The 20,788-nt window shown below is 45.7% G+C and carries 19 protein-coding genes and 1 pseudogene; 7 read left to right on the top strand and 13 right to left on the bottom strand.

Annotated elements, in window-relative coordinates; translation table 11 throughout:
* Positions 1–27: 27 nt before the first annotated feature.
* A complete protein-coding gene (locus Q9M42_RS14605) occupies positions 28–693 on the top strand; it encodes a haloacid dehalogenase type II (RefSeq protein ID WP_322527195.1) in 666 nt (221 codons plus the stop codon).
* A 129-nt stretch (positions 694–822) separates the two neighbouring features.
* On the opposite strand, the gene Q9M42_RS14600 is transcribed toward Q9M42_RS14605, so the two are convergent.
* Positions 823–1,503: a Crp/Fnr family transcriptional regulator gene (locus Q9M42_RS14600; protein WP_322527194.1), complete on the bottom strand. Its 681-nt coding sequence runs from the start codon at positions 1,501–1,503 to the stop codon at positions 823–825.
* Between the two features lie 91 nt (positions 1,504–1,594).
* On the opposite strand from Q9M42_RS14600, the gene Q9M42_RS14595 reads away from it, so the two are divergent.
* Positions 1,595–1,810, top strand: a complete 216-nt coding sequence (locus tag Q9M42_RS14595) for a glutaredoxin domain-containing protein (RefSeq protein ID WP_322527193.1) — start codon at positions 1,595–1,597, stop codon at positions 1,808–1,810.
* A gap of 77 nt (positions 1,811–1,887) precedes the next feature.
* Positions 1,888–2,517: a flavodoxin family protein gene (locus Q9M42_RS14590; protein ID WP_322527192.1), complete on the top strand. Its 630-nt coding sequence runs from the start codon at positions 1,888–1,890 to the stop codon at positions 2,515–2,517.
* 129 nt (positions 2,518–2,646) lie between these two features.
* Here the strand turns inward: Q9M42_RS14590 and Q9M42_RS14585 are convergent, their stop codons facing one another.
* The 10 genes from Q9M42_RS14585 to Q9M42_RS14540 all read right to left on the bottom strand — a co-directional run bounded on the left by Q9M42_RS14585 (position 2,647) and on the right by Q9M42_RS14540 (position 13,853).
* Positions 2,647–3,669: a LacI family DNA-binding transcriptional regulator gene (locus tag Q9M42_RS14585; RefSeq protein WP_322527191.1), complete on the bottom strand. Its 1,023-nt coding sequence runs from the start codon at positions 3,667–3,669 to the stop codon at positions 2,647–2,649.
* Positions 3,670–3,702: 33 nt separating this feature from the next.
* Positions 3,703–4,545 carry a sugar ABC transporter permease gene (locus tag Q9M42_RS14580; protein WP_322527190.1) on the bottom strand — a complete coding sequence of 281 codons (843 nt, stop codon included), beginning with the start codon at positions 4,543–4,545 and terminating at the stop codon, positions 3,703–3,705.
* Positions 4,546–4,550: 5 nt separating this feature from the next.
* Entirely contained in the window at positions 4,551–5,849 is a 1,299-nt protein-coding gene (locus Q9M42_RS14575; RefSeq protein WP_322527189.1) for a sugar ABC transporter permease, read from the bottom strand.
* Between the two features lie 78 nt (positions 5,850–5,927).
* Positions 5,928–7,211 carry an extracellular solute-binding protein gene (locus Q9M42_RS14570; RefSeq protein WP_322527188.1) on the bottom strand — a complete coding sequence of 428 codons (1,284 nt, stop codon included), beginning with the start codon at positions 7,209–7,211 and terminating at the stop codon, positions 5,928–5,930.
* Positions 7,212–7,439: 228 nt separating this feature from the next.
* Positions 7,440–8,723 (bottom strand): GntP family permease, encoded by a 1,284-nt coding sequence (locus Q9M42_RS14565; RefSeq protein ID WP_322527187.1) that lies wholly within the window; start codon positions 8,721–8,723, stop codon positions 7,440–7,442.
* Positions 8,724–8,759: 36 nt separating this feature from the next.
* Positions 8,760–9,536: a 3-hydroxybutyrate dehydrogenase gene (locus Q9M42_RS14560; protein ID WP_322527186.1), complete on the bottom strand. Its 777-nt coding sequence runs from the start codon at positions 9,534–9,536 to the stop codon at positions 8,760–8,762.
* A 226-nt stretch (positions 9,537–9,762) separates the two neighbouring features.
* Positions 9,763–11,130, bottom strand: coding sequence for a sigma-54 interaction domain-containing protein (locus Q9M42_RS14555; RefSeq protein WP_322527185.1), 1,368 nt, complete (start codon positions 11,128–11,130; stop codon positions 9,763–9,765).
* A 164-nt stretch (positions 11,131–11,294) separates the two neighbouring features.
* Positions 11,295–12,482 (bottom strand): acetyl-CoA C-acetyltransferase, encoded by a 1,188-nt coding sequence (locus Q9M42_RS14550; RefSeq protein ID WP_322527184.1) that lies wholly within the window; start codon positions 12,480–12,482, stop codon positions 11,295–11,297.
* Positions 12,479–13,141: a 3-oxoacid CoA-transferase subunit B gene (locus Q9M42_RS14545; RefSeq protein ID WP_322527183.1), complete on the bottom strand. Its 663-nt coding sequence runs from the start codon at positions 13,139–13,141 to the stop codon at positions 12,479–12,481. The genes Q9M42_RS14550 and Q9M42_RS14545 overlap by 4 nt, the downstream gene beginning before the upstream one ends.
* Positions 13,142–13,154: 13 nt before the next feature.
* Positions 13,155–13,853 carry a CoA transferase subunit A gene (locus tag Q9M42_RS14540; protein WP_322527182.1) on the bottom strand — a complete coding sequence of 233 codons (699 nt, stop codon included), beginning with the start codon at positions 13,851–13,853 and terminating at the stop codon, positions 13,155–13,157.
* 114 nt (positions 13,854–13,967) lie between these two features.
* Between Q9M42_RS14540 and Q9M42_RS14535 the strand changes: the two genes are divergently transcribed.
* Positions 13,968–14,849: a LysR family transcriptional regulator gene (locus Q9M42_RS14535; RefSeq protein WP_322527181.1), complete on the top strand. Its 882-nt coding sequence runs from the start codon at positions 13,968–13,970 to the stop codon at positions 14,847–14,849.
* A gap of 30 nt (positions 14,850–14,879) precedes the next feature.
* Here Q9M42_RS14535 and Q9M42_RS14530 read toward each other — a convergent pair.
* Positions 14,880–16,197, bottom strand: a pseudogene (locus tag Q9M42_RS14530) (short-chain fatty acid transporter).
* A 298-nt stretch (positions 16,198–16,495) separates the two neighbouring features.
* Between Q9M42_RS14530 and Q9M42_RS14525 the strand changes: the two are divergent.
* Both Q9M42_RS14525 and Q9M42_RS14520 read left to right on the top strand, forming a co-directional pair.
* Positions 16,496–17,416 carry a prenyltransferase gene (locus Q9M42_RS14525; RefSeq protein WP_322527180.1) on the top strand — a complete coding sequence of 307 codons (921 nt, stop codon included), beginning with the start codon at positions 16,496–16,498 and terminating at the stop codon, positions 17,414–17,416.
* Between the two features lie 103 nt (positions 17,417–17,519).
* Complete coding sequence (locus tag Q9M42_RS14520; RefSeq protein ID WP_322527179.1) at positions 17,520–18,473, top strand: Gfo/Idh/MocA family protein; 954 nt, start codon at positions 17,520–17,522, stop codon at positions 18,471–18,473.
* A gap of 52 nt (positions 18,474–18,525) precedes the next feature.
* Here Q9M42_RS14520 and alr read toward each other — a convergent pair whose 3' ends face one another.
* Complete coding sequence (gene alr, locus Q9M42_RS14515; RefSeq protein WP_322527178.1) at positions 18,526–19,614, bottom strand: alanine racemase; 1,089 nt, start codon at positions 19,612–19,614, stop codon at positions 18,526–18,528.
* Positions 19,615–19,855: 241 nt separating this feature from the next.
* On the opposite strand from alr, the gene Q9M42_RS14510 reads away from it, so the two are divergent.
* Positions 19,856–20,737 (top strand): aldo/keto reductase, encoded by an 882-nt coding sequence (locus tag Q9M42_RS14510; protein ID WP_322527177.1) that lies wholly within the window; start codon positions 19,856–19,858, stop codon positions 20,735–20,737.
* Positions 20,738–20,788 lie beyond the last annotated feature (51 nt).

Here is a 20,788-nt window from a genome sequence, read left to right as displayed (position 1 = left end):
AAATATAAATTGAAAAGGAGCCTTTCGATGTCTGCAAACTCCATTTTTGCCTTTGACGTTTATGGAACTCTGTTTAATATTCAATCAGTCGATACCACCTGCGAGGAGTATTTCCCCGGACATGGGGAGAGCATCGGCCAGCTTTGGAGACAAAAGCAGATCCAGTATTCCTTTCTCCGTCAGGCCATGGGAAAATATGTACCCTTTTCCTCTGTTACAAAAGATGCGCTTCGGTTCTCTTTAGCTGCCCATCATGCCGAATGGACCCAGGAAACTGAACAAAAGCTGATGAAGGCCTACAATCATTTATCGCTCTTTGAAGAAAGCATGCATGTACTGCAGAAGCTCAAAGACCAGTCTGCCACCCTGATCGTGTTCAGTAACGGGTCAAGAGACATGCTCGAGCCATTGCTTGAACAGGCTGGGTTAAACGACTACCTCGATCACATCATCAGTGTTGATGACATTAAACAATTCAAGCCTTCCCCGGCATCGTACCAGCTTATTTTAGATACCGCCCGCGTACCTCGTCATGAAATTACCTTTCTATCGAGCAACGGCTGGGACATTAGCGGCGCTAAAGCATTTGGCTTCACTACGGCCTGGATCAACCGAAGTGAACAGCCAACAGAGGAGCTTCAGCTGCCTCCGGATTATCACTACACCACGCTCAATCCGTTAATCGAAGGCTGAGTTTCTTTAATCAGATCTCAAAACACAAAATCCGCCCGAGTCGCATTAAACACACGAACCGGGCGGGTTTTTTCTTGTATAAAGGGTATAGTTATACATGTTTATCAAAAGCAACATTCATTTGCCGCTTCATATTTCATCCAATATTTTGTAAGCCCTGTCTGCATTAATGGATAGAAAGCCTTCCTGTTTAATAATCCCCTGCTTTTTAAATGAGCTCAATACCGCACTCGTCGTTTCCCTTGTAGACCCCACCATGTTTGCAATATCCGCATGTGTTAATTTCATCTCAATGGACTGCCACTCATGATGCCGCTTGCCTTCCTTTTCGCTCAGCTTTAACAGCAGAAACAAAATCCGGTACTTCACATCTGATAACGCGATTTTTTCACTCATGGAGTAGGTTTCCTTCAGCCGGTTGGACAATATATTGATCAGCTTCAGCGCAATCTTTGGATGCCGCTCAATGAATAGTTCAAACTCATCCACATTTATAATGCACACGTAGGTATCCGTCATAGCTTCAGCGTATACATTTTCGTCTGTTAATGAAATGGAGCTCGTTTCCCCAAAAATATTCCCATTCGTCAAAATATCCACTGTAAACTGGCGGCCCTGATGATTCATCCGGTACAGCCGCACCTGGCCCTGCTTTAATAAAAAAAGGGCCGGGATAGGTCTTTCCGGGGAAACGATAACTGCTCCCTTTTTGATTGGGCGCATTTCACTCATTTTATCGATCGTACGAAGCTCATCCTTTTTCAGTTCTTCGAACAAGCTGATCTGAGAAATCTCTGAAAGTTTATCCATGCTTTTCTGCCCTCTCTTTCTATAAAATGTAAGTTATCTTACGGACGTCCATGCCTGGTACTTGTATCATAGCATAAAAGGGGGGATTCCAATGGTGACACTTTACACCATTGACGGCTGTCAGGACTGTTGGCACTGGCGGGAAACGCTTGAAAAAAATCATATTTCTTTCAGAGAAAAGAACCTTTTCACCGACGAGCAGGCGGTGAACGATTTATTAGCATCCATTGGAGAAGTGAAAGCCCCGGTCCTTCTTTGCCGCAAGAAACAGATTCCCCTTTCTTCCGTGCTCGCTTCTCACTGTTGATCATTTTAGTCATTTCATCCAGCCGTGATTTGTACCACACTTTCATCTATGCGATGAATAACAAGGAGAGATGTTTCATGAGCCGTCTATACGCAGTGGTACTCAACGCTTCCTTGAAAGGTTCCCCAGAGCCTTCCCACACTGAAGCTCTTTCGGATGAAGTTCTCGATATTTTAAAAAGTAAAGGTGCAGAAACAAAGACCATCCGTCTTGCTGATTATTATATTCCCTATGGCATCAGCGGTGATATGGGGAATGGAGACGAGTGGCCGAAAATCTTTAAAGAAGTGCAGAAGGCAAACATTGTTATTATCGGAACACCCCTCTGGCTGGGAGAAAAAAGCAGTCTGGCCACGCTCGCCATTGAGCGGCTTTATGGCAGCAGCGGAGAAACTAACGCCTCCGGCCAGGCCGTTTACTACAATAAAGTCGGGGGCGTGGTCGTTACGGGAAATGAAGACGGGGCAAAGCACGCCTCCGCGTCTATCCTGTACGGGCTTTCCCACATTGGCTTTGTCATACCCCCAAATGTGGATGCTTACTGGGTAGGTGAAGCCGGACCGGGCCCCTCCTATATGGACGGTCACGGAAAGGAAAACGCGTTTACAAAAAAACACGTAAAGATGCTTGCCTACAACACATGGCATCTGGCCTCGTTCTTCCAGGCTCACCCTATTCCGCCAGAAGGAAATACGAATAGTGAATAACATTAATTTAGGGCAGAAAAACCCCTCTGTGCAGAAGCCAGAGGGGTTTTATGCTTATTTAATCATTTATTGTTCAGTAGCAAAGCGTTATTTATTCGTACAATGATGGGCCCGGACAAAAGCCTCTCTTTAATCCCATACTGTGCACGAGTCTCTTTTAACCAAATGATGCGGCACGATTGTGTGCTGAATATCTTTGTTGCCTGAATGCATTAAATTCACTAAGCTCTCCGCTGCCCGCGCCCCTAAATCGAATATGTGGATATCCACTGTAGTAAGAGGCGGGGCGGAGAGCTCAGAAAGCATAAAATTATTAAAGCTGACAATGGAAACATCATCTGGCACCTTTTTGTTCATGTCCTGGATCATTCGCAGTACCCCAAAAGCCATCATGTCATCTGCAGCAATTATTGCAGTGGGCGGGCTCGAAAGTGACATTAATTCGATAGCTGCTTCCTGTCCGCCTTCTTTAATTTCTTCCCGATAAACAACATATTCTTCCCGGAATGGAACCGATCTTTTCGCCAGGGCGTTTACATATCCTTCTAAATGATCTTTCGTTACCATCGAGTTTTCATTTCCACCGATGAAACCGATTTTTTTATGATTAAGGAGCAGCAGGTATTCTGTGAGCATTCCCCCTGCTTTCACATTATCATTATTAACGTAGGATATTTGGTTTAACTGTTTAGAAGGACGTCCAATTAATACAAAGGGGAAATTTTTCTCTAATAGAAAAGGCATGATGCGGTCGTTCTCTTGAGAATACAAAAGAATAATTCCATCCACCCGGCTTTCCACTACCATTTTCACCACTTCATTATAAATTTCATCTTCCGTCTGCCCTGTGGATAGATACAATCCTATATCCTTATCATGTATTTCAGACGTAATCCCCCTGATTACTTCTGGAAAGAAGGGATTTTGAAATGTCGACTGGGCCGACCTCGGCATCACGATTCCTATAGTGTTTGTTGTGTTTTTAACTAAGCTTCTGGCATGGTAATTTGGATTGTAATCAAGCTCTTTGATTGCTTCACGAACCCTGCGTGCTGTGCCGGGGCTAATTTTAGAGCTATTAGCAATGACCCGCGATACCGTAGACGCCGCTACATTCGCACGTTTTGCCACATCTTTTATCGTTACAGCCACTAGGGGTCCCTCTTTCCTGCCAGCTCTCATGGTTTATCCTTTTGTTGCTCCAGAGGTGAGCCCTGAAATTAACCACCGCTGTAAAAGTAAATAAACCGTTGCAATTGGCACTGCAATTAATACAGAACCAGCTGCAAAGCGAGTGAAATTATTTGAAAATTGGTCGTTAACAAAATTAAATAAACCAAGCGCCAGCGTAAAATTTTCTTCACTTCTTAGTATAATGCTTGGCAGCAGAAAATCCATAAATGGCGTCATGAAATTAAATAATGCCACTACAGCGAGTATTGGCTTTGCAAGCGGGAGCATAATTTTGAACAATACAGAGAAGTGCCCTGCTCCATCAATTCTTGCTGATTCATCCAATTCCTTAGGAATTGTATCAAAATATCCTTTTACAAGGAACGCATTCATCGGTATCGCTCCGCCTAAATATATCAAAATCAGTCCTAAAAGTGAATCCAGCAGCCCTACCGTGTTTAATAAAATGTATAGAGCAACCATGCCCATTAAAACAGGAAACATTTGTAGAATTAAAAATGTGTATATGCCATACTTTCTTCCACGGAAACGATACCTTGAAAATGAATATGCGGTCAAAGCTACAAAAAATGTAGCTACAATAGAAACCGTAGCGGCAACGATAAGCGTGTTTTTATACCACGTCACATAATTACTTGCGGGATCTGTGAAAAGCCAAATGTAATGCTCAAATGAAAGGTTTTTTGGAATGATGCTCGAAGAATACAGGTTAGTGCCTTCGTTCAAAGACAACCCAAAGGTCCAAAGCAGCGGATAAAAAATAATGACGAACATTACAGCTATCACTGCATAAATTCCGGTTACTTCCAAACGGGATTTCATACGTGCCGACATTACCTCTACCCCTCTTCCTGAAATGATTTTGTGCGTCTGAATTGAAGAATAGCAAATGCTGCAATCATCAGACCCATAATTAATGATATGGCTGCCGCCATGTTAAACATATTATTCTGGAAAGTAAGTTCATAAACCCAGGAAATTAATATATCCGTTCCTCCGGCATTTTGCCCTCTCACTGCCGGGCCGCCTTCATTAAATAAGTAAATGATATTAAAATTATTAAAATTAAACGAATACTGCATGATCAAAAGAGGTGCCGTAGCAAATAATACGTGGGGCAGAGTGATAAATTGAAATTTTTGAAGCTTTGATCCGCCGTCGACGTCCGCTGCTTCGTACCATTCTTTAGACACACTTTGCAGAACCCCCGTAAATAAAGCGAATACAAATGGAAAACCGAGCCATACCTGAATCATAATCAGAGCCGTGCGGGACCATAATGGATCTGTGAGCCATGGGACACTCTGCCCAAATAATGGTTCCATGATTCCTTGATTGACGGCCCCAAAATTATCATTAAACAACGCTGCAAAAATAAGTATCGTCACGAAGGCAGGTACTGCCCACGGAAGAATAAATACCGTTCGGATCAACTTTTTTCCCTTTATTCTTTCATCATTTACAAACACAGCTAACACCAGGGCCAGTATAATTTGAAGAGTAGTAGCAACAAATGTCCATACGAGTGTCCAGGAAAGTACAGATATAAAAGTTTCCCGCCAAATAGGTACATTGATAATGTTTAGAAAGTTTTCAAATCCCACCCATTCCAACAGATTTCCGGGCGGTGCATTGTACCGGTCGTAATTAGTAAAAGCGAGTAATATCATAAAGAGCAGTGGAAAAACGACGACAAATATAAGCAGTAAAAAGCCAGGCGTTATAAGCGCATACGGAAAAATAGCATCCCACCAGTTTTTAAATGCTTCTTTTACCGAGGGAAGGACCCAGCCTTCAGAAATCTTGACAGCGTCCTGACGGGCATCCACGAGGTTAAAAATGTAAAATCCTGCTCCGACCACTATTAAAAACAATGATAGTATTCCTTGAATAATTAATGCCCGGGAATCATCAAGCCCAGGAATAGTACCAAGTGTGCGCAAACCCCAAAGTCCTACACTAATAAACTGAAAAAAAGAGATAATGAATGCGGCCGCCATAAAAAAGAGAATTGTTCCTTTAATCCATCGCCTGTTATACCATTGCCCTGCCCCAGGGATGATACTTAAAAGTACAGCGAGACGTACACTGTGCCGGGACTGTTTATTATTATGTGAAAGTGCCCTTTCATTTTGCATAAGAACCTCCTGTGTAAATATTAAACGCGGGCCATCAGATATGTTCAAAAGCCCGCGTTATCATTTGAAAGCCTATAGTTATTCTTGCAATTCAATTTCCTGCTCTATTTCGCCTTCAGCTTCTTCAAGCACTTCTTTTGCAGCGGCTCCTTCTGCGATGTATTCATGAGCATCTGCCATTGGATCCCACACCTGCGTCATTTCCGGTACATTTGGCATTGGCTCTGCATGTCTGGTTTGCTCAGCAAATCCCGCAAAATATTCGTCTTCCTGAATCAGATCTGACTCTACGACTGCTGTATTCGCCGGGACTTCTCCAGCAGTTTCAAAATATGTTTTTGAGCTTTCTTCGTTGGTCATAAATAATGCCAGCTCTTCCGCCCAATATTTGCGGTCCTCTTCGACGAAATTAGAAACCATCCATCCCTTTACTCCCGAGAATGAAGTTAGTTCTTCACCGTCCTCTGTCGTTGGCAGAGTTGCTACTCCAAGGTTTTCTTCACCTATTGCTTCTTCATACCCCCGCAGAGACCATGGTCCGCTGACTACTGCCCCAACGTCTCCGCTTTCAAACAAACCATTCATCACGTCTGCAGTTATTCCCTGAGGGATATAGCCCTCTTCGTACCATGAACCGATCATTTCTCCGCCCTCTACAGCTCCATCAGTGGCAAGTCCAATATCCTCCGTATTGTAGGTACCGTCTTCATTTTGTTCAAAAACGTATCCCCCGTAAGCTGTTACAAACGGATAGGTGAAATAAAAGTTGGCTGCTTCCATAAGAAATCCATACTCATCATTACCGGCATCCGTGTGCTCTTCGGCTGCCTCTTCGAGTTCTTCCAGAGTCTCCGGCGGCTCCTCCAAAATTTCTTTATTGTACAGCATCGCGTAAGTTTCTGTTACCGACGGAATTCCATAAAGCTCTCCGTCGTATGTCATTGCCTGTACCGCTTCTTCCTGGTATTCCTCCAGCCTTTCATCTTCTGCATCCAACGGGGAGGCAAGCCCCTGGAGCTGAATATCGCCAATCCGGTCATGCGGTTGAAAAAATAAATCGGGACCATTGCCTGCGGGGCCGTCCAAAGAAATTTTTTCTGTTTGTCCATCAAAGTCCTGGCGTGCAATTTCAACTTCAATACCGGTTTCTTCAGTGAAATTTTCTGTGATTTCTTTATATGCGTTTACCTGCCGGTCATCATCATTTGCCCATATTTTTAAGCTTTCTGGTTTATCAGGCTCTTCATTCCCCGAACTGCCGCCGTTTTCCTCAGCACCTCCGTCTCTGTCTGGTGCACATCCCGTGAGTATAACTGCTCCGCTTAAGAAAGGAATCGCCAGCCATCTAAGTCTTTTCTTCATGTCATTTCCCCCTATTCTAAATTAAGAAAGCAAACGTTTGCATAAATAATTTTATGAAATCGCTTTCAAATTTAATCTTATTATATTTACAATCGTTATTAATTGCAATAACAAATTATTTAAAAGATAATAAATTTGAGCAAACGTTTGCAAAAGTTATGATAAAATACCTAACTTTTAAGTTAAAAAGACGCCCTGTAAATCTACAGAACGTCTTTTTCTTCTTTATTACAGAATACCGATCGTGTTCAGTAGAATAACGACAATAACGGAAATGATCGGAATCAATACAGCGACAACAAAAATATCCTTATAGCTGTCTTTATGGCTCATGCCTGTGATTGTTAAAAGGGTCAGCACCGCTCCGTTGTGAGGAAGAGCGTCGAGTCCACCTGAAGAAAGTGAAGCGATACGGTGGAATGCTTCAGGGTCAATTCCTGTATTCATCGCTATCTGGTAGTATTCTTCCCCCAGCGCTTCGAGTGCAATCCCCATTCCTCCAGACGCGGATCCTGTCGATCCGGCAAGAATATTAACTGCCACAGCCTCGGAAATTAATGGATTTCCGCGCAATCCCATCAACATAGAGGTTAACTGGTCAAATCCCGGCACTTCCCTTACTACACTGCCAAAACCAACAGCAGCACTCGTATTGATGATGGCAAGCACGGAGCCGCTTGCTCCTCCGTTAACGGCAGGCACAAACTTTTTAAATTTAGACAGATTGAGAAGCATAATAAGTACTATGCCTGTCAGAAGCGCCACCACAATGTCCCATCCGAGGAGGTTCAGTGTTAAAAGCACTGTGATCAGCGGAAGTATCGACAGCATGAACGGTGGTGCCTTCTCTTCTTTTTCCATCATGCTTTTGTCCTTAGGTTCGGTGAAAAGCTCTCCTTTAGCCGTCATCTGTTTTTCACGCCACCGTAAATAGAGATAGCCTCCCACAGCCATTACTACTGCTGCGATAAGCCCCATTAAAGGAGCAGCCGTCGCGCTTGTACGAAAGTATTCGATCGGAATCAGGTTTTGAATCTGCGGCGTGCCCGGGAGCGCTGTCATTGTAAATGTAAATGCCCCTAAAGCCACCGTTGGAGGCAGAAGCCTCCTGCTGATATTTGCTTCCCTGAATAAGGAAAGAGCAAGCGGATATACAGCGAAAATAACCACGAACAAGCTGACACCGCCGTATGTAAGCACCGCAGAAGCCACCAGGACGCCTAAAATCGCCCGATTCCTCCCAATGAGCTTTGTCAGCGCTACAGCGACAGAGCGTGCCATTCCGGTGTCTTCCATCAGTTTTCCGAAGACGGCACCGAGCATAAATACCGGAAACCATTCTTGCGCGAAATCGACGAAGCCGCTCATGTATGTGCCCGTATACGCATCAAGCAGATCGAGTCCGCCGGTAAGTGCTACTATACCTGCTGCCACCGGAGCCACCCAGATGATGGACCAGCCTAAGTAGGCGAGAACCATTAATGTAATTAAGCCTAATAATATTCCAAGCATTATTTTACCTCCTTTTCTATCTTAAACAAACGCAGACTACTGCGCCGTATAACCTCCATCAATTAATACACTCTGCCCGGTTACGCTTTTCGCCTGGTCCCCGGCTAAAAATAAAGCATAGTCTGCCACTTCCTGTGGATCGAGCAGACGCTTCTGCGGTACGAGCGGATAAATAACCTCCTCCAGTGCTTTTTCTAAAGTGACACCCCGGTCTGCCGCCAGATCCTCCAGCTGATTACGGACGAGCGGGGTATCGACGTAGCCCGGGCAGAGGGCGTTTACTGTGATTCCATGCTCTGCTCCCTCTAAAGCTGCTACTTTTGTAAGCCCGATCAGCCCGTGCTTTGCGCTGTTGTATCCCGCTTTTCCGGCAAATCCGATTACGCCGTTGATCGACGACATGTTAATAATTCGGCCGTGCTTTTGTTCTTTCATAATCGGAACCGCTTTTTTCATCATGGAAAAAGGTGCTGTCAGCATAATTTTGGTCATTTTTTCAAATGTTTCGGTTGGAAAATCCTCAAGCTTTGCCACGTACTGCATTCCGGCGTTGTTTATGAGAATATCCACCCGGCCAAACACTTGAAGCGTTTCCGCGAAAGCCTCGTCCACCGCGTCTTCATTGGTAACATCGCAGGGCAGTCCGATGCAGGTGAAGCCTTCATCTTCGATCTCACTGGCAGCAATCTGTACTTTGTTTTTATCGATATCTGTCAGTACTACCTTCGCGTGCTGCCGGGCAAATGCTTTTCCGATTGAAAGGCCTATGCCGCTTGCTGCACCTGTAATAAATACCACTCTACCTTTAACCATTTGTATCACTCCTGAATAAATTTTTAAGTAATCGCTTACAAAAACGAATTCTGTTTCAAATTCGTTTACTGTCTATAATATTTGCAAAAACCATGCCAAGATTCATTTGAATGCTTTCTGCTTCAAATCCCCGTCGCTAATGTATTCTTTCACGGGAACAAGCTTAAAAAATAAAAACCATTCCAAAACAATGGAATGGTTTCCGCAAACATGGAAAAAACAGCTGTTATTCCAGGCTGTATTTCATGATTTTATTGTAGAGACTGGATTTTCCTATTCCAAGCAGGTCGCAGGCTGTCCGCTTGTCGCCCTCCGCTTCCTTTAGCGCCTGCTTTACCGCTTCCTTTTCTGCTTCAGCAATTACTTGTTTCAATGTTTTTATTCCGCTTTCCCGGTTTGCCTGCCGCACCTCCGTCATGCGTGCAGGAAGGTCACTCAGATGAATTGTTTCTCCTTCAGCGAGATGCACGGCTGCTTCAACCGTATTTTCGAGTTCCCGTACATTCCCCGGCCACGAGTAATCTAAAAAGCGGTCAAGCACCTGCTGATCGAACGCCGTAATTCGTTTGCCCAGTCTTTCCGTAACTTTTTGAAGCATAAATTTGCTGAGCAGGGGAATATCCTCCGGACGGTCACGCAGAGCAGGTACCGTAAATGAAATAACATTAATCCGGTAGTACAAATCCTCCCGGAACTGCTGCTTTTCTATCAGTTGTTCGAGCGGCTGATTGGTAGCAGCAATCACCCGCACGTCTACCTGCCGCGGACCTTGTGCACCAAGCGGCTCAAGCTCTCCCTCCTGAAGCACACGAAGAATTTTCACCTGGGTATTCAGCGGCATATCCCCTATCTCGTCCAGAAAAATGGTGCCCTGGTCAGCCTGCTGGAATTTTCCCGGCTTGCCTCCTTTTTTTGCACCGGTAAAAGCTCCTTCCTCATAGCCAAACAGCTCCGACTCAAGCAGATCACCAGGGATGGCAGCACAATTCACTTTCACAAAGGGCTTCGTGCTTCTTTCGCTCAGCTTGTGCAGGCCCTGGGCAAATAATTCTTTACCGGTCCCCGTCTCCCCACGCAAAAGTACAGATACGTCGCTTGAAGCTACCTTACGCACGTTTCTTTTTACTTCTTCCATTTCCGGGGACACACTGATCGCATCGTGCAGGGAATAAGATGTGCCATTCAGCTGCTCCACCTGCTTTTGATACGATTCGAGTTCCAGCATTAATGTTTTAATATGCTGATTCATCTCCGCCCATTCTTTTCTATCCCGGAACATGACCAGTCCCAGCGCTCCAATAATACGGCCATCATCATATAAAGGTACGCGGTCGGCAATCATATAATTACCTCTAATGTACTGCATGTTTGCTTTCTCTGCTTCTCCCGAAGCAGCTACGATATGCATGCGTGTATTTTCAATCACCTCAGTTACATGGCGGCCGACCGCTATTGCGCTACTTGTGCCGAGAAAATCATAGTAGCATTCATTCATATACGTGATGACCCCCTGCTCATCGACAATGACCACACAATGGTGAAGACTCCCAAATAATATGTCGTAAATATGTTCCAGCCCTTCTAAATGTTTCATCTTTTCCACCCCGTTATCGCGGTTGACGTTTCTGATTAAATGGTAACGGCCCTGCAGATTTTTTCAATAGTCTCGGAACCTTTATTGAAAAAAATATCCCCGGCAGCCGATGAGTATGCGCCGGCCCGGAGATGTTTTATATTTGCCCATATTAACGTATTTATTTAAACTCTTTCCACGATGGTAGCAACGCCCTGGCCGCCTCCGATGCATAGCGCCGCCAGTCCTGTATCCACCTGCTGGCGCTTCATCTGGTGAAGCAGGGTCACGAAAACTCTTGTGCCGCTTGCCCCAATCGGGTGCCCTAACGCGATCGCCCCTCCATTTACATTCAATTTATTCGAATCGATATTCAAATCTCTCTGCACAGCAAGTGACTGGGCGGCGAACGCTTCGTTTGCTTCAATCAAATCGATGTCTTCCATCGAGACGGACGCTTTGTTTAAGGCTTTGCGGATGGCCGGAACCGGTCCCAGTCCCATCACGCTCGGATCCACGGCAGCACTGGCATTGCCGGTGATCCGGGCCATGCCTGTAATGCCAAGTTCCCTCGCTTTCTTTTCACTCATCACAATAACGGCGGCTGCCCCGTCATTGATTCCGGAAGCGTTTCCTGCGGTCACGCTTCCATCTTTTTGAAACGCCGGTTTTAATTTTTTCAGCTTTTCCACTGTCGTGTCACTTCGGATATGTTCATCTTCTGACACTGACAGGGGATCTCCTTTTCGCTGAGGCACCTGGACAGCCACGATTTCTTCTTTGAACATCCCATTATCTCTCGCTGCCGCTGCCTTCTGCTGACTAGCTGCGGCGAATGTATCCTGTTCTTCCCGTGTAAAGCCGTACTCATGATTGATGTTTTCTGCTGTCACACCCATATGATAGTTTTCCACCGCGCACATCAGTCCGTCGTGGAGCATGCTGTCAACCAGCTTCTGGTCCCCCATCCCAAAGCCGCTGCGCGCGTTCATCTGCAGGTACGGAGCCTGACTCATGTTTTCCATCCCGCCGGCAACGACGATTTCCGCATCGCCGGTCAACACGGCCTGAGCCGCTAAATGGACAGCCTTCAAACCGGACCCGCACACTTTATTAATGGCCATAGCAGGTACATTTTCAGAAAGACCGGCCTTTAAAGAAGCCACCCTTGCCGGGTTCTGCCCAAGACCTGCCTGCAGCACGTTTCCCATAATGACTTCATCTACTTCTTCCTTCGGGACACCGGCACGTTCAAGCGCTTCTTCAATCACAAGCGCGCCCAAATCTACAGCCGGTACATCCTTTAAACTGCCCATAAAGCCGCCGACCGGCGTCCGTACCGCTCCCCCAATCAGAACCTCTTCCATCTTCATTGTTTCCCCTCCCGGTCTATTAGAGCTTCATCAATTGTAAAAGACGCTTCTGTATACTGTTCCACTGTTTTCACGTCTGCTCCGTTCAATACTTCTTTCAACACCATGCCCGACGGCGTGAAATCAAAGACGGCCATATCTGTAATCAACCTGCTTACTACCCTTTCCCCAGTCAGCGGCAGAGCGCATTCCGTCCGAATTTTCGATTCCCCTTCTTTGTTCGTATGAGTCATGATGATAACTACTTTTTTCGCTCCCTGCACAATATCCATGGCACCGCCCATGCCTTTGACCATTTTCCCGGGAATCATCCAATTCGCAAGATCTCCCTGCCCGGAAACCTCCATGCCCCCGAGAATTGCGAGATCAATATGGCCGCCGCGGATCATAGCAAAGGATTCCGCGTTATCAAAGAAAGAACCTCCCTGCTTCACTGTTACTGTTTCTTTTCCAGCATTAATCAGATCCGCATCAACGTCTTCCTCCTCCGGATACGGCCCGATGCCGAGCAGACCATTTTCGGAGTGAAGAAAGATATCTTTATCTGCCGGAATGTAGTTGGCGATCATTGTCGGCATGCCAATGCCAAGATTCACAATCGTGCCGTCTTCGACTTCCTTTACTGCCCGTTGTATAATGTTTTCTCTTTGACTACTCATTCTTTTCCTCCTCCTATTGTGCCTGCTGGACCGTTTTTCGTTCGATGCGTTTTTCATACGATGCTCCGACAAGCAGGTGCTGAACGTACAGGCTCGGCGTGTGGATAAAGTCCGGATCGAGTTCACCGACGTCAACCAGCTCTTCCACCTCTGCGATGGTGAACTTCCCTGCTGCTGCCGCGAGCGGATTAAAATTACGGGCTGTTTTCCGGTAAATGAGGTTTCCGTAGGCATCGCCCTTCCACGCTTTAACAAGCGCCGCGTCCCCCTGAATAGCTTCTTCAAGGATGCACTGCCTGCCGCCGATAACCTTATGCTCTTTGCCTTCGGCGATCGGAGTTCCTACCCCGGTCGGCGTGTAAAAGCCGGGAATACCTGCGCCGCCTGCCCGGATACGCTCTGCAAGTGTCCCCTGAGGCACAAGTTCCACCTCGAGTTCCCCGTTTAAGTACTGCTCTTCAAAAATTTTATTTTCTCCTACATAGGAAGCCACCATTTTATTAATCTGTTTATTTTCCAGCAGCAGTCCAAGACCCCAGTCGTTGACGCCGCAGTTATTACTGACTACTGTTAAATTCTTCGTTCCCTTTTCAGCCAGTGCCTGAATGGCTTTTTCCGGAATACCGCAAAGGCCGAATCCTCCGACAATCAGCGTAGCACCGTCCTGAATGCGGGCAACGCTCTCTTCAAAAGACGTCTGTATCTTCGTCATTGTATGAACCCCTTTCAGTCCTTTAATTGGTACTTCCACTTTACTAATAGCGCTTTCATAAGTAAAATAGATAAATAATATAAATTTATTACTAAATGGAATAAGAGGTGGCGCATGGATATCAAACAGCTTCGTTTTTTCCTCGAAGTCTGCAAGGAGCTAAGCTTTTCCCGGGCCAGCGAAAAGCTTCATATTTCACAGCCTGCTTTAAGCAAAACGATTCATCAGCTTGAAGAAGAAATCGGCCTCCGTCTGCTTGACCGCTCCACCCGGCATCTTTTAGTTACAAAAGAAGGCGAAATTATCCGTCAGCACGCTCGGAAAGTACTCCGTAGCGCAGAGGATTTGTGGCAGGAAGCAGAAGAAATTAAGCTTCATAAAAAAGGCAGCTTTACGTTCGGGCTCCCGCCCGTCATCGGCTCCAGCTTTTTCCCCGAAATTATTGCCGACTTCCGCACTGCCTATCCGGACGCCGGCATGCACATTGTCGAAGAAGGCGCGAAAATTATGGAACAGTCCCTGCTCGAAGGAAATATCGATGTAGGTGTAGCCATTCTTCCAGTGGATGAAGAACAGTTTGAGATTCGCGGAATTATCGATCGGAGGATTCTCGTCGTTACTTCACTGGATCATCCACTTGCCGGCTGCGAAAGCATACAAATGCAGGATTTAAAACATGAATCCTTTTTAATGTTTCAGCAGGGGTTTGCTCTGTACGACCGGGTCTTTGAGTCATGCATCCAGGCCGGCTTTGAACCCGAAATTCTTTATGAAAGCTCCCAGTGGGACTTTTTGTTTGAGAGTGCGATGGCGGGACTAGGCGTCGCCCTTCTTCCCGAAACAGTTGTCCATAAAGCAGATACCACAAATGTTTCCGTGCTCAAAGTGGACGATGAATTACTGCACTGGCGGCTTGCGCTCATCTGGCGGAAGCAAAGCTATCAGACGCAGGCCGCCCAGGCATGGATTTCATTTGTGGAGGAAGCTTTTGCGTAATAGTGAAAAAAATCTGTACTTTATTAAATTTTATAAAAAAGTCAAACCTGCACCTATAACAATTCCACTAATCACAAGAATCCATACACAAAATCCCATAATGTCTCTAGCGCGTAAACCGGCAATTGCAAGTGCTGGCAAAGCCCAAAATGGTTGTATCATGTTCGTCCAGGCATCTCCCCAAGCAACAGACATTACTGTTTTCGCAGGATCAACACCAAGTGCTGCTCCTGCCTCAAGCATAATAGGAGCTTGAACAGCCCACTGTCCTCCTCCGGAAGGCACAAAGAAATTAACTATGCCGGCACTAAGAAAAGAAAAAAGTGGGAATGTTGCTTCTGTGGAAAATGCTATAAACCATTCTGAAATTTGTACTGCAAGACCAGAGGTAACCATCATTCCCATAATACCTGCATAGAATGGAAATTGGATAATAATGCCTCCAGCATTCTTTACAGCATCCGCTACACTGTTTAAAAAGTTTTTTGGAGTTCCGTGAAACAAAATGCCTAATGTTAAGAACATAAAATTCACAATATTTAAGTCCAATAGAAATCCATTTGTGAAAAAATAGTAAACTAGAAAAACTAATCCAAAACCTCCTATAATCATGGCGAACCATCTGCTGTTTTCCAGTTTTTCAGCCGGTGTCCAGACTTCTGTTGAAGTCTGAGTTGTCGCTGCTTTATCATCAAGCAGTGCTGGCTCTATCGTCACAGCATCTTTTTGATTCAACATTATCCTATTAACAATTGGCACAACAATAAAAAGCGCAGCCACAATAGCCAGGTTAAAAGCAGAAAAAATCGTTTGGTTTGTCGATATTAAACCAATTGTATCCTCTGAAATGTTATCCGGAGTTGCAACTGTTAAAGGGATGGAACCGGCAAGGCCCCCATGCCAAACTATAAATCCACTGTATGCACTGGCAATTAACAAGCGGTAATCTACTTTAGGTACTTTCCTCGCAAGTTCTTTTGCAAACAAAGCTCCTATGACTAGGCCAAAACCCCAATTAATCCAACTAGCTGTCAAGGCTACTATAGTCACCAATACTATAGCTTGTCCTGGCGTTTTAGCTACTGAAGCAGTCCTTTTAAGCAAACGATTAAAAAAAGGGCTACTCGCAAGAACATATCCAGTTACTAATACAAGAACCATCTGCATCGCAAATTCTAATAGATCCCAAAAACCTTCTCCCCCAATAAGTAACCATATTGATCGGGGTACTGGGAGTAAGAAACAATCCTGACAAAAAAACTACAATAGTCAAAATAAGCACAAAAAGAAAAGGATCCGGTAGATAGCGTTGCACTAGACTGGTCGAAAATCTCGTTAGTGTTTTCAATTAAATCCCTCCCGGTGTAATCGCTTACAACAAACTTTATAGAAACATTTCCTCGAAGTGAAATACCTTCGGGTTATATATCTATTCGTTTTCAATATAAGTTAACTGTTTCTAGAATAAAAACTGTCGAAATACTTCTAGTGCTAATGGGCATCTTGATAAATAGTAAATTAAATCTTTAGGAAAGCACATTAAACATAAAACACTAATCAGGTGTTCGGCTTTTCTTTTTGATATAATTCATAAGCAGTTTTATTTCATTTCTTTATGCTTATTTCGCGTTGAGAGGACGATGCTTATGAAACATACAATTTCTTTCTGGCTGGAGGCCGCGCGGGCAAGCTTTTTGTCCGTTATGCTGATGCCTGTCCTGTTAGGAGCACTTGGGGCTTTCGCATGGAACGGGGTCTTTGAGCCGCTTTGGTTTATTATTACACTGATCGGAGCATTCAGCGCCCACCTGTTTTCCAACATGGTGAATGATTTGTGGGACTACCGTAACGGTGTCGATACAAAGGCACAGGATACGGCAAACGATGTTTCTACAAATTCCGGCATGCTGACAGGAGGCCGGGTCTCTGAAGAAACATTCGCATTTGTTACATGGGCTTTCCTGGCAATCGCTCTTTTATGTGGTTTCATTTTAAGTATTGCCAAAGGATGGCCGCTTTTGATACTAGCTGCCGCCGGCGGACTGCTTGCTTATTTTTATGTAGCTCCTCCTTTTAAGTTTGGTTACCGGGGGAAAGGATACGGGGAAGTCGCTATTTTGCTTTCATTCGGGGTGCTTCCCGTAATGGGCAGCTATTTCGTGCAGACGGGATTTTTTGACGTTCGGGCCTTTTTCCTCTCTCTGCCGATAGGCATATTAACTACGATGGTCCTTTACAATCATCATTTTCTTCATTGGCGTGCTGACCGTGACTCCGGAAAAAATACGCTCGTTGTCGTACTCGGGGAAAGGAAAGGACTGCTTCTCTCGAAAGCCTTTACCCTTCTTGCTATGCTCACGGTCCCCTTAGGTATTCTCGTCGGATCTCTCCCCTGGTATGCGCTGATTGCCATCGCCTCTGCCTGGCCGCTCGCAAAGGCATATGCCGCCCTCGAAGATACCAACCCTTCCGAATCCTATGAACCACTTATGGGTGCATCGATTAAGAGCACCGTCCTGTGTGGATTTTTCCTGGCAGCGGCTCTTCTTTTGCAGGGAATATTTTAACCGCACGGACACCAGCTTCTGCTGCATGACAGGCAGCTTCTGTTGTAATAGTGTACAATGTGGTCACGAGACTGCATTTTGTAATTAATTAGGAGGATTTTTGATGAAAACTATTCGATGGGGAATTTTAGGCACAGCCGATATCGCCAGAAGAAAGGTGCTGCCTGCACTGCAGCATACGGAAAACGCCGAAGCATATGCGATCGCAAGCGGCAGCGGCAAAGCCGGAGAACTCGCTGAAGCTTTTAATATTCCGAACGTGTATCAAAGCTACGATGCTCTGCTTGAAGACCCGGACATCGATGCAGTCTACATTCCTCTTCCCAACCATCTGCACAAAGAATGGAGCATCAAAGCTGCCGAAAAGCAGAAGCATATATTATGCGAAAAGCCGGCGGCACTGACACAGGCAGAGGCCGAGGAAATAAAAAACGCCTGCGAAGAACACGGTGTTCAGTTTATGGAAGCGTTTATGTATCGGTTCCACCCCCAGCACCAGCTTGTACAAAAAATGCTTGCAGGTAATGCGATCGGAGACGTGGTGACGATGCGCTCATCGTTCACTTTCCCGCTGCAGCGTACCGAAGGCAACATCCGGCTTCATTCGCAGGCTGACGGGGGCGGAAGTCTGTATGATGTCGGCTGCTACTGTATTCATGCCATTCGTCAAGTTATGGGGGAACCAGAGCAAGCGAAAGCTTTTTATTCATTTCATGAAAACGTACGCAGTGACTGGGCAGCAGCAGGAATTCTTACATTTCCCGACGGCAGGCTCGCCCATTTCGACTCCGGTATGAATGCGGCGCTCCGAAACGATTACGAGGTGGTTGGAACGAAAGGTGTACTTCGGGCCCACCAGGCGTTTGTGCCGACAGAACAACCGTGTAAAGTCTCTATTGAACTGGCAAACGGGGAATCCTACAGTGAAACGATCTCAGATAACTATTACATCACCGGCATGCAATCGCTTTCCCTCGGTCTCCTGGAGGGAAGAAGCTGGCCTTCCGATGGCCTCGCGGAAAATGCTTCTGTGCTGGAGCAGCTTATCAATTCATAAAAAAACGACCCGCGGTCTCCTTTGATTGGAGGCCGCGGGTCGTTTTTTACTGTTATTCTATATACTTCCGTTCAATGGATTCCTGCACATTCATGATTGAAACTCTTGCCGTTAAAGCATCTCCCTCGCTGACTGATTTCCCTGTGACATCCACCAGTGAAAACTGCGAACTCGGCTTACCTACTATCGAAACCGGGTCTTCTCCCCAAAATATTTTCGCCGGGGGACGGACGTAGGAACGCACATCCCGCAGAATGTTAAAGGCGAGCTTTTTTAACGTATCGGACTGTTTCTCACGGGCAAAGTTAAAGCCGTGGGCTTCTCCGAGCGGAATAAGTCCGACAGTCATTGGTTCATCCAACGGCTTTGTGTCCCCATAGCCCGCTGTGCTTCCTGCTTCAATTTCCCTCGTTTCAAGAAGAGGTGTTTTCAGCTCAAACGTTTCTTCAAAACGCAGACCATTTCTGCTCGCTGCCTGGCCGAACATGGCATTGCCAATACGTATCATATTAAAGCCAAGATCCGGATGTTTGACAGCTATCGCGCTGTTAGCCATGTGCACGTAAGTGGGATGAATCTGGTAAATTTTCGTGATGATTTCTACGCACTGCTTTAAGCGGTTACTCTGAGAAATAATCTTTTCTGCATGCCTGTTTGCGGCAAAATGAGAGTAAACACCTTCCATCTTTACTGAGTTTAATGCCTGGTAAACCTCCAGAAATGAGTTTAAATCCTTTTCATCCAGACCGAAACGGTTTAAAGAAATATTGATTTTCAAATGGAAGGGATATGCCTCCACGTTTTTTTTCTCTGCCGCTTCATTTAATTTTTTCATCTTTTCAATCGTATCAACGGTTGGCGTCAGATTGTAATCGATTACACTTTCTGCGTTGAAATAAGGACCTAAAATTAATATGGGAGCCTTCATGCCATTGTTTCGCAGTTCAACGCCTTCTTCCTCCACCCCTACCGCTAAATAATCAACTTCGTTTTCAATGTACTTGGCCATCGGCACCAGTCCATGGCCGTAGGCATTACTTTTAACGATGCCTGCAAAAAATTTATCCGGCATCCGGTCTTTAATTTGATGAATATTGTTTCGTACAGCCTTTACGTTAATTTCAATCCATGAAGAATTCATCCATTACACGCCCTTCTCTGTTGAATATTACTCAATAGATCTGAGAATAATTTCATGCGTCTTCTGTTCTATACCTTTACGTGCCCGCTCGAAAACTACCTTTCTTTCATCTTTTTTAATATAAATGCATTTCCTGTCAGCTATTATTCTTTTGAGGAAAAGCATTTGATTAAAAAGACCCCGGCGCGGGTATGATGATTAAGGTGTACAAACTTTTGTTTTCATCGAAGGAGGCTCATATATGAGTAATTCAAACATTACCGCAGATCAGGCCGGCACATTCCGGATCGGCGGCGATATAGAGGTAAACCGTCTAGGGTATGGCGCCATGCAGCTAACAGGTGAAGGAGTATGGAAGGAACCATCCAACCCTGATGAAGCCGTCCGTGTGCTCCGTCGGGCATCAGAGCTCGGAGTGAACTTTATTGATACGGCAGATGCCTACGGCCCGTTCACAGCCAACCGCCTCATTAAAGAAGCTCTTCATCCCTACAATGATGACATGACGGTCGCGACAAAGGTCGGCCTCACCCGTGCAGGACCGAATGACTGGCGCCCGGTGGGACGTCCGGAATACCTGCGTCAGCAGGTGGAGCTGAACCTGATGGATCTGGGTCTTGAACGCATCGACCTTATGCAGCTGCACCGGGTAGACCCTGAAGTGCCGATTGCAGATCAGGTAGGCGAGCTCAAAAAAATGCAGGAGGAAGGAAAAATTCGTCACATTGGACTCAGTGAAGTGAATACAGAGCAATTTAAAGAAGCGCAAAAGGTGACTTCCATTGCTTCTGTGCAAAACCGCTATAACCTGGCCAATCGTGAATCCGAAGAAATGCTCGACTATTGTACTGATAATAATATTGCCTTTATCCCGTGGTTCCCTCTTGCTACCGGGGAACTGGCCCAGGAAGGCGGACCGCTGGCCCAGCTCGCAGAGGAACACAATGCGAAACCAGCCCAGCTTGCGCTTGCATGGCTGTTGAAGCGCTCTGACGTTATCCTGCCAATTCCCGGAACGTCCACAGTAAGCCACCTTGAAGATAATATTGCTGCAGCCGGCATCAAACTGAGCGACGAGGAATTTAACACGCTTACCAATGCCGTGGAGAACAGCAGCAGCTAAACCTTTTTATATAAGCTTTCAGCCGGCAATGATGCTGCACTGGCTGAAGGC

This window comes from Marinococcus luteus, from assembly GCF_034497705.1.
In the GTDB taxonomy this organism is placed as follows: Bacteria; Bacillota; Bacilli; order Bacillales; family Marinococcaceae; genus Marinococcus; species Marinococcus luteus_A.
This window is presented reverse-complemented; position numbering and strand designations above follow the sequence as displayed.

Coding starts and splice junctions, on each gene's coding strand:
- Q9M42_RS14565 (WP_322527187.1), bottom strand. CDS start 8,723: ATGCTTGGAATATTATTAGGCTTAATTACATTAATGGTTCTCGCCTAC.
- Q9M42_RS14605 (WP_322527195.1), top strand. CDS start 28: ATGTCTGCAAACTCCATTTTTGCCTTTGACGTTTATGGAACTCTGTTT.
- Q9M42_RS14540 (WP_322527182.1), bottom strand. CDS start 13,853: ATGACGAAGATACAGACGTCTTTTGAAGAGAGCGTTGCCCGCATTCAG.
- Q9M42_RS14600 (WP_322527194.1), bottom strand. CDS start 1,503: ATGGATAAACTTTCAGAGATTTCTCAGATCAGCTTGTTCGAAGAACTG.
- Q9M42_RS14560 (WP_322527186.1), bottom strand. CDS start 9,536: ATGGTTAAAGGTAGAGTGGTATTTATTACAGGTGCAGCAAGCGGCATA.
- alr (WP_322527178.1), bottom strand. CDS start 19,614: ATGAATTCTTCATGGATTGAAATTAACGTAAAGGCTGTACGAAACAAT.
- Q9M42_RS14555 (WP_322527185.1), bottom strand. CDS start 11,130: ATGAAACATTTAGAAGGGCTGGAACATATTTACGACATATTATTTGGG.
- Q9M42_RS14590 (WP_322527192.1), top strand. CDS start 1,888: ATGAGCCGTCTATACGCAGTGGTACTCAACGCTTCCTTGAAAGGTTCC.
- Q9M42_RS14550 (WP_322527184.1), bottom strand. CDS start 12,482: ATGAAGATGGAAGAGGTTCTGATTGGGGGAGCGGTACGGACGCCGGTC.
- Q9M42_RS14520 (WP_322527179.1), top strand. CDS start 17,520: ATGAAAACTATTCGATGGGGAATTTTAGGCACAGCCGATATCGCCAGA.
- Q9M42_RS14595 (WP_322527193.1), top strand. CDS start 1,595: ATGGTGACACTTTACACCATTGACGGCTGTCAGGACTGTTGGCACTGG.
- Q9M42_RS14535 (WP_322527181.1), top strand. CDS start 13,968: ATGGATATCAAACAGCTTCGTTTTTTCCTCGAAGTCTGCAAGGAGCTA.
- Q9M42_RS14545 (WP_322527183.1), bottom strand. CDS start 13,141: ATGAGTAGTCAAAGAGAAAACATTATACAACGGGCAGTAAAGGAAGTC.
- Q9M42_RS14570 (WP_322527188.1), bottom strand. CDS start 7,211: ATGAAGAAAAGACTTAGATGGCTGGCGATTCCTTTCTTAAGCGGAGCA.
- Q9M42_RS14525 (WP_322527180.1), top strand. CDS start 16,496: ATGAAACATACAATTTCTTTCTGGCTGGAGGCCGCGCGGGCAAGCTTT.
- Q9M42_RS14575 (WP_322527189.1), bottom strand. CDS start 5,849: ATGCAAAATGAAAGGGCACTTTCACATAATAATAAACAGTCCCGGCAC.
- Q9M42_RS14580 (WP_322527190.1), bottom strand. CDS start 4,545: ATGTCGGCACGTATGAAATCCCGTTTGGAAGTAACCGGAATTTATGCA.
- Q9M42_RS14510 (WP_322527177.1), top strand. CDS start 19,856: ATGAGTAATTCAAACATTACCGCAGATCAGGCCGGCACATTCCGGATC.